The organism is Streptomyces sp. NPDC021356 (genome assembly GCF_040641015.1).
In the GTDB taxonomy this organism is placed as follows: domain Bacteria; phylum Actinomycetota; class Actinomycetes; order Streptomycetales; family Streptomycetaceae; genus Streptomyces.
Map to the genome: position 1 here is coordinate 158,180 of NZ_JBFACU010000004.1, position 13,839 is coordinate 172,018.

The 13,839-nt window shown below is 73.3% G+C and carries 13 protein-coding genes; 3 read left to right on the plus strand and 10 right to left on the minus strand.

Translation table 11 applies throughout. The features are described 5' to 3' along the window. The 6 genes from AB0G56_RS06605 to AB0G56_RS06630 all read right to left on the minus strand — a co-directional run bounded on the left by AB0G56_RS06605 (position 1) and on the right by AB0G56_RS06630 (position 6,491). Complete coding sequence (locus AB0G56_RS06605) at positions 1-771, minus strand: GvpL/GvpF family gas vesicle protein (RefSeq protein WP_360964645.1); 771 nt, start codon at positions 769-771, stop codon at positions 1-3. Beyond that, complete coding sequence (locus tag AB0G56_RS06610; protein ID WP_360964647.1) at positions 768-1,193, minus strand: gas vesicle structural protein GvpA; 426 nt, start codon at positions 1,191-1,193, stop codon at positions 768-770. The genes AB0G56_RS06605 and AB0G56_RS06610 overlap by 4 nt, the downstream gene beginning before the upstream one ends. Before the next feature lie 73 nt (positions 1,194-1,266). Next, positions 1,267-1,773: a gas vesicle protein gene (locus tag AB0G56_RS06615; RefSeq protein WP_360964650.1), complete on the minus strand. Its 507-nt coding sequence runs from the start codon at positions 1,771-1,773 to the stop codon at positions 1,267-1,269. A 46-nt stretch (positions 1,774-1,819) separates the two neighbouring features. Continuing rightward, the gene (gene ligD / locus AB0G56_RS06620; RefSeq protein ID WP_360964653.1) at positions 1,820-2,740 is read right to left on the minus strand and encodes a non-homologous end-joining DNA ligase; all 921 of its coding nucleotides are present in this window, start codon (positions 2,738-2,740) and stop codon (positions 1,820-1,822) included. Next, complete coding sequence (locus AB0G56_RS06625) at positions 2,737-4,584, minus strand: transketolase (protein ID WP_360964656.1); 1,848 nt, start codon at positions 4,582-4,584, stop codon at positions 2,737-2,739. Before AB0G56_RS06625 ends, ligD begins: the two co-directional genes overlap by 4 nt. Then, entirely contained in the window at positions 4,581-6,491 is a 1,911-nt protein-coding gene (locus tag AB0G56_RS06630) for an FAD-dependent oxidoreductase (RefSeq protein WP_360964659.1), read from the minus strand. Before AB0G56_RS06630 ends, AB0G56_RS06625 begins: the two co-directional genes overlap by 4 nt. A 171-nt stretch (positions 6,492-6,662) precedes the next feature. Here AB0G56_RS06630 and AB0G56_RS06635 point away from each other — a divergent pair, with 171 nt between their 5' ends. Continuing rightward, complete coding sequence (locus AB0G56_RS06635) at positions 6,663-7,619, plus strand: LLM class F420-dependent oxidoreductase (protein ID WP_360964662.1); 957 nt, start codon at positions 6,663-6,665, stop codon at positions 7,617-7,619. A 107-nt stretch (positions 7,620-7,726) separates the two neighbouring features. Here the strand turns inward: AB0G56_RS06635 and AB0G56_RS06640 are convergent, their stop codons facing one another. Then, positions 7,727-8,155, minus strand: a complete 429-nt coding sequence (locus tag AB0G56_RS06640; RefSeq protein ID WP_360964665.1) for a phage holin family protein — start codon at positions 8,153-8,155, stop codon at positions 7,727-7,729. Between the two features lie 133 nt (positions 8,156-8,288). Between AB0G56_RS06640 and AB0G56_RS06645 the strand changes: the two genes are divergently transcribed. Beyond that, the gene (locus AB0G56_RS06645) at positions 8,289-8,636 is read left to right on the plus strand and encodes a VOC family protein (RefSeq protein ID WP_360964668.1); all 348 of its coding nucleotides are present in this window, start codon (positions 8,289-8,291) and stop codon (positions 8,634-8,636) included. 128 nt (positions 8,637-8,764) lie between these two features. On the opposite strand, the gene AB0G56_RS06650 is transcribed toward AB0G56_RS06645, so the two are convergent. Continuing rightward, the gene (locus AB0G56_RS06650) at positions 8,765-10,729 is read right to left on the minus strand and encodes a DUF5107 domain-containing protein (RefSeq protein ID WP_360964671.1); all 1,965 of its coding nucleotides are present in this window, start codon (positions 10,727-10,729) and stop codon (positions 8,765-8,767) included. Positions 10,730-10,931: 202 nt separating this feature from the next. Between AB0G56_RS06650 and AB0G56_RS06655 the strand changes: the two genes are divergently transcribed. Further along, positions 10,932-11,279 (plus strand): DUF6204 family protein, encoded by a 348-nt coding sequence (locus tag AB0G56_RS06655; protein WP_360964674.1) that lies wholly within the window; start codon positions 10,932-10,934, stop codon positions 11,277-11,279. Here AB0G56_RS06655 and AB0G56_RS06660 read toward each other — a convergent pair. Next, positions 11,251-11,943, minus strand: a complete 693-nt coding sequence (locus tag AB0G56_RS06660) for a GNAT family protein (protein WP_360964676.1) — start codon at positions 11,941-11,943, stop codon at positions 11,251-11,253. The two genes, AB0G56_RS06655 and AB0G56_RS06660, sit on opposite strands and share 29 nt — an antisense overlap. Positions 11,944-12,008: 65 nt before the next feature. After that, entirely contained in the window at positions 12,009-13,790 is a 1,782-nt protein-coding gene (locus tag AB0G56_RS06665; RefSeq protein WP_360964679.1) for a CocE/NonD family hydrolase, read from the minus strand. Positions 13,791-13,839: the final 49 nt, after the last annotated feature.

Here is a 13,839-nt window from a genome sequence, read left to right on the forward strand (position 1 = left end):
TCACTCCGCTCCCGCGTCGGCCCCCGCCGCGCTGCCCGCGGGCTCGGCCGGGCCGGGCTCGACGAAGCTGTAGGGCGGCAACGGGCCGTTGACGCGCAGTTCGAGATGCGGCATGTCCTTGCGGACCTGCTCGACGGCTTCCAGGAATCCGGCCGCCTCGTCGCGGTCGACCAGGAAGGAGGCGTTGACCAGCCAGCCGGTGGACTCCGGGCCCGCGCTGACCGCCGCCGCCTGCGGTTCGACCGCCTGCACCACCAGGGCGCCGTCCTCGGCCTCCCGGGCCTTGACGGCTGCCGCGACCAGCTCGCCCAGCCTGATCTTGTCCTCGTAACTCCCGCCGCCCGCCTGGCGGTTGGCCTCTGCCTGGGCCCTGATGTCCGCGTTCTCGGACATCACACGGTGCAGGACGGCCTCTTCGACGTGGCTGCCCTTGACGTTGTACTCGACCTTGCCGTCCAGCGCCCGCAGGCGTTCCTTGTAGTGCTCGGCGCGTTCGGAGAGCACGCCGGTGACGGCGTCGTCGTCCGGGGCGAGGCTGCCGAACCGCATGGGCAGCACGCAGCCGGCCGCGCCGACCGCGCCGAGCACGTTCTGGTGGGCGAGCAGGTCCCTGCGCTTGGGGCGCAGCCCCTCGGGGGCGTCGCTGACCACGGCGGCCAGTTCGCCCGCCGTGAGGACGCGGATCGGCAGGGGCGGATCCCCGACGCCGCCGAGTTCCTCGGGCAGGGCAGGGTGCGAGGTGGCGGTGATGCCGTAGACGTACGTGCTCACTCCTGCTCCTCCTTACGGCGCGCCGAGGCGGACTTGCGCGGCCGCGGCCGGGACTCGGACTCGCTCTCGGAGCGGGCCTGCTTGAAGGCGTCGGAGACGGTCTGGGCCGCGCCGGACAGTGCGCCCTTGGACTTGCCTCGCGCGCCGGACTCGGTGACCTCGCCGACGATCTCGGGCAGACCGGGGCTCTTGCGCGGACCGGCCTCCAGGTCGAGGCGGTTGCACGCCTCGGCGAAGCGCAGATAGGTGTCGACGCTGGCGACGACGACCCGCACGTCGATCTTCAGGATCTCGATGCCGACCAGGGAGACCCTCACGAACGCGTCGATCACCAGGCCCCTGTCGAGGACGAGTTCCAGTACGTCGTAGAGACCGCTGCTGCCGCCTCCACCGCCGGATGTCTGTGCCGGGACAACGGTCATGCCGACCGTGCCTCCTTGTCTGTGTGTGGGTTGGGTGTCTGTGCGATGTCGGGTGCGCCGCGCGGCGGACGGCCTACCGGCCGCCGGACCTGTGTGCGTCGGCCCGGCCCCGTTCGTATCGGCCCAGCCGCCGGTAGCCGGCGAGCTGTCCCTCGGGGTCGAGTTCCACCAGGTAGCTCGCCATCAGGCTCATCGTGTCGGGCACGCGGGCGAGTTCGAGGACCTCGACCTCCAGTGACCAGCCGTCCTCGGTCCGCTCGAAGCTCGTGACGGACTCGGGGGCCAGGCCGGTCAGCTCCGTGAACTGGGCGCGCGCCTCACGCAGCACCTCCATCGGCCGGGGCCGCCGCGCGGTCGCACGGTTGTCGTTGTTGCCGGGGTCGCTGTCGTTGTTGCCGTTATCGCCGTCGTAGTCGGTGTCGGTGTCGTAGTCGGTGTCGGTGTCGTAGTCGGTGTCGATATCGCTGTGTGACTCTCGTGATTCGTGAGAGCTGCGGGATCTCTGAGACTTCTGTGAGTGGTGTGATTTCTGCGGCTTGCGTGATTCCTGCGGCTCTTCAGAGCTTTCTGTGTTCGCCATGGCCACCTCTTCCTCTCCGTGTGGCCGCAGGTGCGTTGGCCAAACCTCAACCACGCAGCGCGTCCAACCGCCGCCGGGCCGGGCGCAGGGAGCGGCCCCGGCCGGCCACATCGGCCCACGGACGCTTCCGCGCCTGGTCGGCTGCGTCGGCGATGGACCAGCGCCGGGGGCCGAGGCCGGGGTCGTCCAACTGGTCCCAGGAAAGGGGTACGGCCACGGGCGCGCCCGGCCTGGCCCGGACCGCGTAGGGCGCGACCGCGGTCTGGGCGTAGCCGTTGCGCTGCACGTCCAGGTAGAGGCGCTGGCCCCGGTCCTTCTTGCGGGCGGCCGTGGTGAACCGGTCTGGGTGGCGGGCGGCCAGCACGTCGGCGACGTCCCGGGCGAACTCGCGCACCGGGTCGAAGCCGAGCCGGCCGTCGAGGGGCACGATCACGTGCAGGCCGCGCGATCCGGTGGTCATGAGGGCCGAGGGCAGCGCCAGCTCGTCGAGCAGTTCGCCCATCAGCCGGGCCGCCGTGCGCACCGGCGCGAAGTCGTCTCCGGCCGGGTCGAGGTCGAAGACCATCCGGTCCGGCCGCTCGACGTCGGGCGTCCGTGACAGCCAGCGGTGCGGGGTCAGGCAGGCCTGGTCGGCGAGGAGGACGAGGGTGGCGGTGTCGTCACAGACGGTGTGCGTGACCGTGCCGCCCTCCTTGGCGACCTCCACGCGGGAGACCCAGTCCGGGTAGTGCTCCGGCGTGTTCTTCTGCATGAACACGGGGCCGTCCAGACCGTCGGGGCGGCGCTCCAGCATCAGGGGCCGGCCGCGCAGGTGCGGCAGCATGAAGGATGCGACGGAGCGGTAGTAGTCCACCAGGTCGCCCTTGGTGTACTCCTCGTCGTGGGTGGAGGGGAAGAGAACCTTGTCCGGCCGGTGCACCTGGACGGTGCGCCGGCCGGCCCGTACCGTGCGCGTATCGCCGCTCACGGCACCACCGCCTCTTCCACCAGCAGCCGGGCGGAGGCGGCGATGGACTCCGCGTCGATGCCCGCGGCGTGCAGTTGCTCGGCGGGCGTGGCCGAGCCCGGCATGGTGCGGACGGCGAGCCGGACCAGGCGGGGCACCGGGCGCCCGTCGAGGAACGCGTCGAGGACCGCGTCGCCGATCCCGCCCTCCTCCCGGTGGTCCTCGACCGTGAGCAGACAGCCGGTCTCCTCGGCGGCCTGGCGCAGCGTGGCCCGGTCGACGGGCTTGACGGAGTACAGGTCGATCACCCGGACGTCGATGCCCTCCGCGCCGAGGGCGTCGGCGGCGGACAGCGCCTCGTGCAGGGTGACGCCCGCGGCGACGATCGTCAGCCGGTCCCCGGTGGAGGAGCGCAGCACCTTGCTGCCGCCGACGGGGAACTCCTCGTCGGGGCCGTAGAGCACCGGACTCTCGCCGCGCGAGGTGCGCAGGTAGCGGATGCCGTCCAGGTCGGCCATGGCGGCGACGAGCTTCGCGGTCTGGTTGGCGTCGCACGGGTAGAGCACGGTCGAGCCGTGCACCGTCCGCATCATGGCCAGGTCCTCCAGGCCCATCTGGCTGGGCCCGTCCTGGCCGATCGACACGCCCGAGTGCGAGCCGTTGAGGTTGATCCCGGAGCCGCTGACGGAGGCCATGCGGACGAAGTCGTAGGCGCGGGTCAGGAACGCGGCGAAGGTGGACGCGTAGGGCACCCAGCCGCGCCGGGCCAGCCCGACGGCCGTCGCGACCATCTGCTGCTCGGCGATGTAGCACTCGAAGTATCGCTCGGGGTGTTCCTTGGCGAAGAACTCCGAGCGCGTGGAGTCGCCGACCTCGCCGTCCAGTGCCACCACGTCGGCCTGTGCGGTGCCGAGCGCGGCGAGGGCGCGGCCGTAGGCGTCACGGGTGGCGACCTCCTCCCCCCGTTCCCAGCGGGGCAGGTCGAGAGTGCTGTCCCCGACGGCGTGCAGCGAGCGCCCGGACGGCGGCTCGTGCACGCGCACGTGCAGGTCGCGGACGCCACCCAGCTCCTCGATGGCCTCGTCGGCGTCCTTCAGCGGCTTGCCGTGCAGCCCCTCGCGGTCCTCGGTCGCCTTGACGCCCTTGCCCTTGAGGGTGCGGGCGATGATCGCGGTGGGCTGGCCCTTGGTGGAGGCCGCCTCGCCGTAGGCCCGGTCGATCGCTTCCACGTCGTGGCCGTCGATCTCGACCGTGTGCCAGTCGAAGGCGCGGAAGCGGCGGGCGTAGGCGTCCAGGTCGTGGCCGTGGCGGGTGGGGCCGCGCTGGCCGAGCCGGTTGACGTCCACGATCACGGTCAGGTTGTCCAGGCGCTCGTACCCGGCGTGCTCGGCGGCCTCCCAGATCGAGCCCTCGGCCATCTCGCTGTCGCCGCACAGCACCCACACCCGGTAGTCGGCGTGGTCCAGGCGCTTGCCCGCCAGCGCGATGCCGACGCCGATGGGCAGGCCCTGGCCGAGCGAACCCGTGGCCGTCTCGACCCAGGGCAGCCGCTGCGGCGTGGGGTGCCCTTCGAGGCGGCTGCCCAGTTCGCGGAAGGTGAGCAGTTCCTCGTCGTCCACGGCACCGGCGGCCTTGTACGCGGAGTACAGCAGCGGGGAGGCGTGTCCCTTGGAGAGGACGAAGCGGTCGTTGCCGGGGTGCTCGGGCCGGTCGAAGTCGTAGCGCAGGTGGTGGGCGAGGAGTACGGCCATCAGGTCGGCGGCGGACATGGACGACGTGGGGTGCCCGGATCCCGCCGCGGCGGCCGCCCGCACGCTGTCGACGCGCAACTGCTGTGCGAGGTCGACGAGTTCGGCGTGGTTCATGAGTCTCCTTCCGCTGGGATGTCGGCACGCTTGACCGGGCCGGGGGCGGGGTGGTGCTCGTGGGGGGTGGCGGGCTCCGGACCCGGCCGGCTCTTCCCGGGCCCCGGGCCCGGCTGGTTCCTGGCGGGCTCAGCGCCGGGCTGACTCTTCGCGGGCTCCGGACCCGGCCGGCTCCTCGCGGGCTCAGGGCCGGGCTGACTCTTCGCGGGCTCCGGACCCGGCTGGTTCCTCGCGGGCTCAGGGCCGGGCTGACTCTTCGCGGGCTCCGGACCCGGCCGGCTCCTCGCGGGCTCAGGGCCGGGCTGACTCTTCGCGGGCTCCGGACCCGGCCGGCTCCTCGCGGCTTCGGGGGCGGGACTGCTCGGCGCGGTCTGCGTGCCGTCGCCCTCGTCCTCGCCCGCACCCGCACCCGCACCCGCACCCGCGCGCGAGGGCCGCTCCGCGGGCTCCGCGCCCGCAAGCTGCATCTTCTCCGTGGTGTCGATGATGTCGGTGATATCGGTGATGTCGGTGATCCCTTCGCTCTTCGGCTCGGCGGCCGATCCTGGTCCTGCTCCCGAGCGCGTACCCCCGTCCGCTTCCGCACCCGCCCGCTCCCCCGGGCCGCCCCCTACGCGCGCCAGCTCCGGTGACGCCGTGTCCAGGGGTACGGACCAGGACCGTACGAGCCCCAACTGGACGGCCTGGCGGGGCAGTACGCCGCTCAGCAGCCAGTCGGCCGCCACCCTGAGCCGGTTGCCGGGCATGGCGGCCAGGTGGTAGCCGCGGGTGACCGCGGCGGCCGGCGGACCCGACAGCGGCACGCCCAGCGGGTTGGCGGCGGCCTGCGCGCCGCCGAGGTCCACGACGAACCCCAGGTCCCGGTGCCGGTAGGGGCGCCGCGCGCAGACCCCGAGCGAGGCGGCGACGTTGATCGCGGCGATCCGGCCGTGCCGCCAGGCGTGCTGGGCGGTCATCGGGGTGAAGCCGCCGGGGTTGTACGCGTCGGGCACGGCTGCCGCGTCCCCGCAGGCGAACACCTCGGGCCGCCCCGGAACCTGGAGGTAGGGGTCCACGACGATCCGGCCGCGTTCAAGGGGCCGGCCGGTGCTCTCCACCAGCGGGTCGGGCCGTACGCCCACGCACCACACCAGGGTCCGGGTCGGCACGAACTCACCGTCGGTGAGCAGCACCCCGTCGTGCGTGGCCTCCTTCACGGAGGTGCCCATGCGCACGTCGACGCCGCGCCGGCGCAGCACCCGGTCCGCGGTGCGCGACAGCCGCTCGTCCAGCTCGGGCAGGACGCGGGGCGCGACGTCCAGGAGCATCCAGCGGGGCCGCATGCCCTGGCGCAGCGGGTGCTCGCGCACCTGCGCGTCGGTGTACGTCTTCCCGTGCGCGGCGACCTCGGTTCCCGTGTAGCCCGCCCCCACCACGACGAAGGTGCAGCGGGCGGCGCAGCTGTCGCGGTCGCCGGCCGCTGCGGCCAGCTCTATCTGCCGGGTGACGTGGTCGCGCAGGTACAGCGCCTCGGGCAGTCCGCGGAAGCCGTGCGCGTACTCGGCGACGCCGGGGACGGGCAGCAGCTTGTTGACACTGCCGACCGCCAGCACCAGCCGGTCGTAGGCCAGCGTGTCGCGGGCCCCCTCGGGGCCGGTGCAGTGCACGAGGCGCGCGTCGAGGTCGATGCGGTCGGCCTCGCCGAGGACCAGGCGGACGCCGGGCAGGCCCGCGGAGAGCGAGACGGCGACGCGGCGCGGTTCCAGGACGCCCGCGGCCACCTGGGGCAGCAGCGGCACGTACAGGAAGTAGTCGGTCGGGTTCAGCAGGGTGATGTCGGCCTTGTGGCGCGACATCCGGGAGAGGGTCCGGGCCGCGTGGTAACCGGCGAAACCGGCACCGACGATCACGATGCGGGGTCCACTCACGGTTCGCCTCCGGCGCTGTCGCGTGCCTGGTACGGAGCTTTCCGCGTCCCCCGGGCCCCGGCACCCAAACGTCGGGCCGGCCCCGGGACCGGCGCGGCGCCGCCGGTTTCCGGCCCCGCCGCCGGGTACTCGGGCCCCGACCCCGTCCGCCCCGTCGTGGAGGTTTCCCCCATGCCCGAGTACGGCTACTTCCTGTCCTGCGAGCAGTACGGCCCCGCGGAACTCGTCGAGCAGGCCAGAATGGCCGAACAGGCCGGTTTCGAGGCACTGTGGATCTCCGACCACTACCACCCGTGGAACGACGCGCAGGGCCAGAGCGCGTTCGTGTGGTCGGTGATCGGCGCGCTCTCCGAGGCGGTGTCCCTGCCCATCGAGACGGCCGTCACCTGTCCGACGGTGCGGATGCATCCGGCGGTGGTGGCGCAGGCCGCCGCGACCAGCGCGGTGATGACGGAGGGCCGGTTCCGGCTCGGGGTCGGCAGCGGGGAGGCGCTCAACGAGCACATCCTGGGCGACCGGTGGCCGCCGGCGCACGTACGTCTGGAGATGCTGGAGGAGGCGATCCAGGTCATGCGCCGGCTGTTCACGGGCGAGGAGGTCGACCACCACGGCACGTACTACACGGTGGAGAACGCGCGTCTGTACACCGTCCCCGAGGAGCCGGTGCCGATCGACGTCTCCGGCTTCGGTCCCAAGGCGACCTCGCTCGCGGCGCGGGTCGGCGACGGGTACATCACGATGATGCCGGACGAGGAGATGGTCACGCAGTACCGCAAGGGCGGCGGTGGGGCCAAGCTCGTCAGCGGCGGGACGAAGGTGTGCTTCGGCGCCGACCGCGAGGAGTGCGTCCGCACGGTGCACGAGCTGTGGTACAACGAGCAACTGCCCGGCGAGATGGGCCAGGTCCTGCCCACGCCCCGCCACTTCGAGCAGTTGGAGCCGCTGGTCACCGAGGACATGGTGCGGCAGAACGTGGTGTGCGGCGACGACGCGGACCAGCACGTGGCCACGTTGCGGGAGTTCGCCGACGCGGGCTTCGACCGGGTCTACGTCAACCAGATCGGTGCCGACCAGCGCGGCTTCTTCGACTTCTACCGCACGAAGGTGCTGCCGCAGCTGCCGCGGTGACCGGCCCGGGACCGGCGGGTCCCGAGCAGGGCACGTACGACGGCGCCCGCCCCGGCGAAGAGCGCCGGGGCGGGCGCCGTCGTACGTGTGGTGTGCGCGCGGGCCGTTCAGGACTCCTCGTCCCGTGGGCGCGGCACGGCGGGCGGGCTCTGCGGCATCGGCGGCACGGGCGGCACCGACGGCGCCGGCGGGCGTGCGGACGACCGGCCGTGCGCGGACGGGCCATGCACGGACGGGCTGTGTGCGGACGGCCGGGCCGCGCGGCGCAGCGCGTACGCCGCCGCGCCCAGGACCGCCGCCGTGATCAGCGCGGCGGCCCACCCGGGCAGCCCGATCGCGAGGGCCAGTCCGGCGGCGAGCGCGACGGCCGCGCCCGCGTACAGGGCGACGGCGCCCGATGCCGCGTACAGCAGGGCCGTACGGCGCTGCCTGCGGGTCTGCTCGCGCAGTTCGTCGCGCACCGTCTCGCGTGCCACCTGCGCCAGTTCGTCGACCAGGTGCTTGTCCAGATGCTCCAAGTGATCCAAGCGTTCCATGCTGGGCGGGTACCCGCACAGATGTGCGTATAACTGAGTGTCGCCGCTCGCGCCGCAGCGGTACGCCAGGCCCGCCCCGCTGATCACCGCGAACGATCTCCGTGCGGCACTGCCCCCAACTAGGCTCGGGCGTATGGAGATTCTGGGAACCAGCCTGCGCGTCTGCGTCGACGACCTGGAGACCGCGGTCCCCTTCTACGAACGACTCGCGGGCACCGAAGCCCTTCAGTTCGAGCGCGGCGGGGTGAAGGTGGCGGCCGTCGGCTGCTTTCTGCTGATGAGCGGCCCCGAGGCCGAGTTGGAGGTGTTGCGCAAGGTGGCGGCGACCATCGCCGTGGCGGACGTCGACGAGGCCCACCGGGTGCTGACCGAACTGGGGGCCCGCGTCGTCGCGGGCCCGGTCGCGACACCGGCGGGCCGCAATCTGATCGCCGTGCACCCGGACGGCGCGGTGTACGAGTACGTGGACCGCCGCGGCTGACCCTCGCGCGACCCGCCGGGGGCCGCCGGCCCGCGCGGCCCCCACGACCGGCCGGCGGGCCGAACGCCGGACTCAGCGCGACGCGGACCGACCGCCGGACTCAGCGCGACACGGGCCGACCGCCGGACTCAGCGCGACGCGGGCCGCATCCGGAAGTCGTGGCGCTGCGGCAGCGGGCCGCCGACGGCCCGCTCCCACACCCGGCCGATCCGCTCGTCGCCCTCCCTCAGGTCGGCGACCTCGAAGCCGTCCTCGAAGACGGCCCGGGCCCGGTCGCGGTGTCCCTCCGCGAGCAGCAGCTCCGCTTCGAGCAGCCGGAACCGGCCGCGCTCACGGATCTCGGGGTACAGCCGGTCCCACACGGAGCGCGCGCCGGCCGCCCGGCCCGCCCGCAGCAGCGCCTCGATCGCCTCCCGGCCGAGCGCGGCGGTGGCGGCACTCCACTGTTCGCCCTGGTCGCGCCGCTCGTGGCAGAGGTCGTCGAAGGCCTCGGCGTACCGGTCGGCGGCCCGCTCGTGGTGGCCGGACTCCTGATCGGCGACGGCCAGACAGCGCAGCAACGGCCACAGCGACGGCGCGAGTCCGAGCGCCCGCTCCCAACTGCGCACGGCCTGCGCGCGGTCACCGGCGTGCCACTGGGCGACACCGAGGTGGTACTCGGCGAGCGGCGTGGCGGGCGCCGTCTCCAGCAGGTCACGCCAGTGCGGGGCGACCAGTGTCTCCCCGGGCGGGTTCACCCGGCGCGGCTCGGGAAAGGTGCCGGTGCGCAGCAGTTCCCGCCAGGGTTCCTGCGCCGCGCCGAGCGTCGTCTCGGGAAACGGCGTGCCGGGCAGTTTCCAGCCGGCGCGCAGCACTTCGAGGGCGCCCCAGCCGGACCCGGTGGCCAGGATCTCGGCCGGTTCCGCGTCGGCGTACGGCTGCCAGGCGGCGTAGGCGGCCTCGACGTCCGCGCGCGGCAGGACGGTCTCCAGCCGCTCCTCGGCGCGCCGTACCGCGGTGTCCCACTCCCCCGCCGGGGGCGGCGCGTCGAGCGGGCCGTAGGACTCCAGCCACGCCACCTCGCTCTCCGCCTCCATCCGTACGTGCTCCAGTTGGGTGCGGGCAAGTCCGGCCTGGATCTCGCAGTAGCCGCCGGTGCCGGGCTCGGTGAGCCACTGCTGCCAGCGGCGTCCGCCGGGGCCGGAGCCCCAGACGAACAGCTTGCGACCGCGCAGCACGTCGGTGGAGGTCTGCACGAGTCCGGTGCCGTCCTCGTCGAGGGCGGCGATCCAGCGGCGCCGCTCCGCGGGCACCTCGTAGAAGTAGTCGGCGGCGTACGTGCTGTTGAGGGGGTAGGTGCGGTCGGTTCCCTCGTGCACGGGGACCGGGACCCGGGTCAGGCGACGGTCGTAGCCGAAGTGCCAGGCTTCCTCGGCGGGAGCGAGCACCCGGCGTTCCTCGGGTACGGCGATGTTGGACCACCAGTAGGTGGCGACGGGCCGCTCGTGCGGGTTGCGGACGCGGACGCCGACGTGCAGGAAGTCGGAGCCCTCCGGCAGCCACAGGTCCACCTGGAAGGGCAGGTCGCGCAGCCGCTCCCACTCCCACAGGCGCAGCATGACGCCGCCGTCCGGGGCGGGGACGCGGGCGGCGTGCAGGGGCGAGCAGGAAAGGGTGGTGTGGCCGGTGGCGCCGATGTTCCATTCGACGCCGCCGGAGAACCAGGCGCCGTTGAGAGCGAAGTCGGCGGGCTGGAACACCGGGTTGCGGTAGAGGAGTTCGCGGCCGGTGCTCTTGTGGACGAGGGAGGCGATCCGGCCGCCGAGGCCGGGGAGCACGGTGGCGCGCAGCCGGTCGTTCTCCAGGACGAGGGCGTCGATCCCGGCGGGTCGCCGTGTCCTGCCGTAGCCGTCGCGGATCCGTGCGGGCAGCAGGCTGTTCAGGGGGGCGTAGCCGATCTGCCGGGCCATGTCGTGCGGCAGGCCCGCCTTGTCCCGGTCCTCGATGCGGTGGGCCTCGTCGAGCGGACGCAGCGCGGGCAGCGGGTTGTCGGGGCCCACGGGAGCGCAGGGGAGCGTCAGTACCTCGCGTCGGATCGTCGTCACGATCACCATGGAACCCGGTCACCGGGGAGCTGACCAGGGGCACCGCCGGTCAGGATTGCGCAAAGGCGCCCGGCGGGCCGTCGGGGCCGCCGGGCGGAAATGCCGTGGGCGGCGTCCCCTGGACGACGTACAGTCGGTCCTTCGACCACGACCGCGGCGATGCGCCGGTGCGGTGGCGTGCCGGTGCGGTGGCGAAGGAGTACGAGCACCGATGAGCGAGCAGCACACCTACCGGGTCATCGTCCGGGGCACCTGGGACGGGCTGAGTGACGAGGCGCGGGCGCGGCTGCTCGCCGGGGCGGCGGACCACGGGATGACGAGCATGCGGTTCACCGAGGAGGGGTCGCTGTCCTACGAGGCGGCGCCGCTGAAGCACTTCTCGATGCGCTTCGTCGTGGTGTCGGACGCCCGGGACGGTGAGGAGATGGCGGCGGCGATCGCGGAGGACCGGGCGGAGAGCGCCCTGCGCGGCCTCGGCCACGGTTTCCGCGACCTGCGCTCCACCGTCACCGACCTGGACACGATGAAGGTCAACCGGAAGTCCGCGTCCCGGCGGTGAGCGCCCACCGCTGGTGGTCGCGCCAGGCCCCGTCGACGTGGAGCATGTCCGGGGAGTAGCCCTCCAGGCGGAAGCCGCAGGAGCGGGCCAGGGCGATGGAGGCGGTGTTGCCCGGCTGGACGTTGATCTCCAGCCGGTGCAGGCACATCGGGCCGAAGGCGTGCTCGATGACGAGGCCGAGGGCCTCCCGCATCAGTCCGCGCCCGGCCGCGTGCGCGAAGGCGCCGTAGCCGAGCGCGCCGCTCTGGAAGGCACCCCGCACGATGTTGTTGATGTTGATGTAACCGGCGATGGCCCCCGCCCGCGGTCCGTCACCGGGCCCCTCGTCCGGTCCGGTGATGAGCCCTTCGTCCGGTCCGGTGATGAGCCCTTCGTCCGGTCCGGTGATGATCTCCTCGCCTGGGCCGGCCGCGGCCCCCGCGCTGTCGGCCGCCCCCTGGCCGCCCTTCTCGCAGACCAGGAAGCCGGCCCTGTCCTGGCCGTCGATCAGCCGCTGCGCGTAGGCGGTGTACGCCTCGGCCGTGGCGGGCGGGAACAGCCACGGGCGGTGCAGGCCGGTGCTCTCCCGGACCCGGGCGGTGAACTCGGGGCCGTCGTCCTGGGTGAAGTGACGGATGCCCACGCGGGGCCCCTCGGCGAGGTAGCGGGATGCGGTGTGCGGCATGCCCGCCACCCTATGCGAGGCGCGCGCGGCTCACTCCGGAACGCGGCTCACTCCCGTCCCGCGACTCACTCCGGTACGACGGGCAGGCTCAGCGTTCCGGTGTCCTCGGGGGAGCTGACCACGGTGACCGGCTTGATGCCGCGGTTGCCGAAGTAGGCGTCGTCGCTCGCCGCGATCACGAACCGCAGCCGGTGCCCCTGGGCGAAGCGGTGCACGATGCCCGGCAGCGTCACCGTGAAGGCGCTGGTCGCGTCGGGCACACGGACGGGTGCGACCAGCCGGTGCACGAGGGTCCGGGTGCCGTCGGGCGCCTCGTCGTACAGCTTGGCGAACAGGACGAGCCGGTCCGCGGCGTCGGGCGAGCCCTGCGCGCGTTCGGCCTTCGGGGAGACGACCTTGAGCGTGGCGCGGGGCGCGCCCACGACGTCCATGGCCTGCGTCAGCGGCGCGCTCGTCCAGTCGAGGTGCGTGCCCTTGACGTCGTACGGCGCGGGGTCGGGGAGTCCGATGACGCCCGCCAGTGAGCTTTCCGAATGACTCGTGGGGACCAGCCAGTTGGTGTAGGTGCGGCTGCCGCGGGTGACCTGGCCCGGCTGGTCGACGAGGGTGCCGTCGCCGGAGAGGTAGAGGGTCCGGCCGGACGCGGGCAGGCGGTCGGCGGTCGCGTAGGTGTGGTCGGGGTCGGTGATCCAGTCGCGGTAGTAGGCGAAGTCGGGGCCGGTGCCGGTGTTCCGGTCGCGGTGCAGGTAGCGGTCGAACCAGGCGAGGACGCGCCGGCCGACGTAGCTGGTCTCCAGGTTGCCCTGGGCGAGGTTCAGTTCACCGGCGGCGGGGTCGGTCATGCCGCCGCTGTGGCCCCAGGACTGCCAGATCATCTTCGTCTCGGTGCCCTGGGCCTTCAGGGTCCGGTAGGTCGCGGTGGCCTCGTTGAGGTTGAAGAGGGTGTCGGCCTGGCCCTGGACGAGCAGGGTGGGTGCCGTCACCCGGTCGAGGTAGGAGACCGGGGAGACGCCGCGCGCGTAGGAGAGCAGGCGCCGGGTGGCGTCCTCGGGGTAGTGGCCCGAGTCGAGGGTGCGGACGGTGTCGCAGGCCTGGCTGGTGAAGTGCAGGCAGGTGAGGGAGTTGATCCGGGTGGGGTCGAGGGCCGGCCGGGTGAGCGGCTGGCTCTCGCCCATGAGGTAGAAGCCGTTGGTCCACTGCCACTTGAAGGCGCCGGGCACGTCGCCGGCTCCGACGGCGTTGTTCGGGTCGAGGGAGTAGGCGAGGTCGTTCCAGGTGATCATCGGGACGAGGGCGTCGACCCGGTGGTCGACGGCGGCGGTGGCCAGTTGCACGGCGCCGCCGTAGGAGCCGCCGATCATGCCGACGCGCGGGTCTCCCGCGCCGTCCTGGGTGACGTAGTCGGCGCGGGTTCCGTCGTCGGCGGCGCGTCGGCCGGCCAGGAAGTCGACGAGTTGCGAGGCGGCGCGGCCGTCGACGGCGGGGTCGTCCAGGGAGACCAGACAGCCCGACGCGCCGAAGCCGAGGCCGGAGTAGACGAGGGAGACGTATCCGCGTGCGGCGAAGGCCTTGCCGACGGCGTCGGTCGAGCCGTCGTCCTTGCTGCCGCCGAACCCGTTGGTGGCGAGCACGGCGGGCGCCGGGTGGGCGCTGTCGACACCGGCGGGCCGGTACAGGTCGGCGTCCACGGTGCAGGTCCCCGCACCCGCCCGGACGGTGAACTTCAGCGGCGTGACGCCGTACCGGCCGCCGGCCGCCGCGGGGGCGGTGAGGGCCAGGGGCGAGCCGAGTGCGGCCGCGAGGGCGAGGACGAGGGCGGTGCGGGCTCTGGGCACACGACGGGACACGAGACCTCCACACTGAGGGCAACCCGACTTACCGACCAGTAAGTACCGG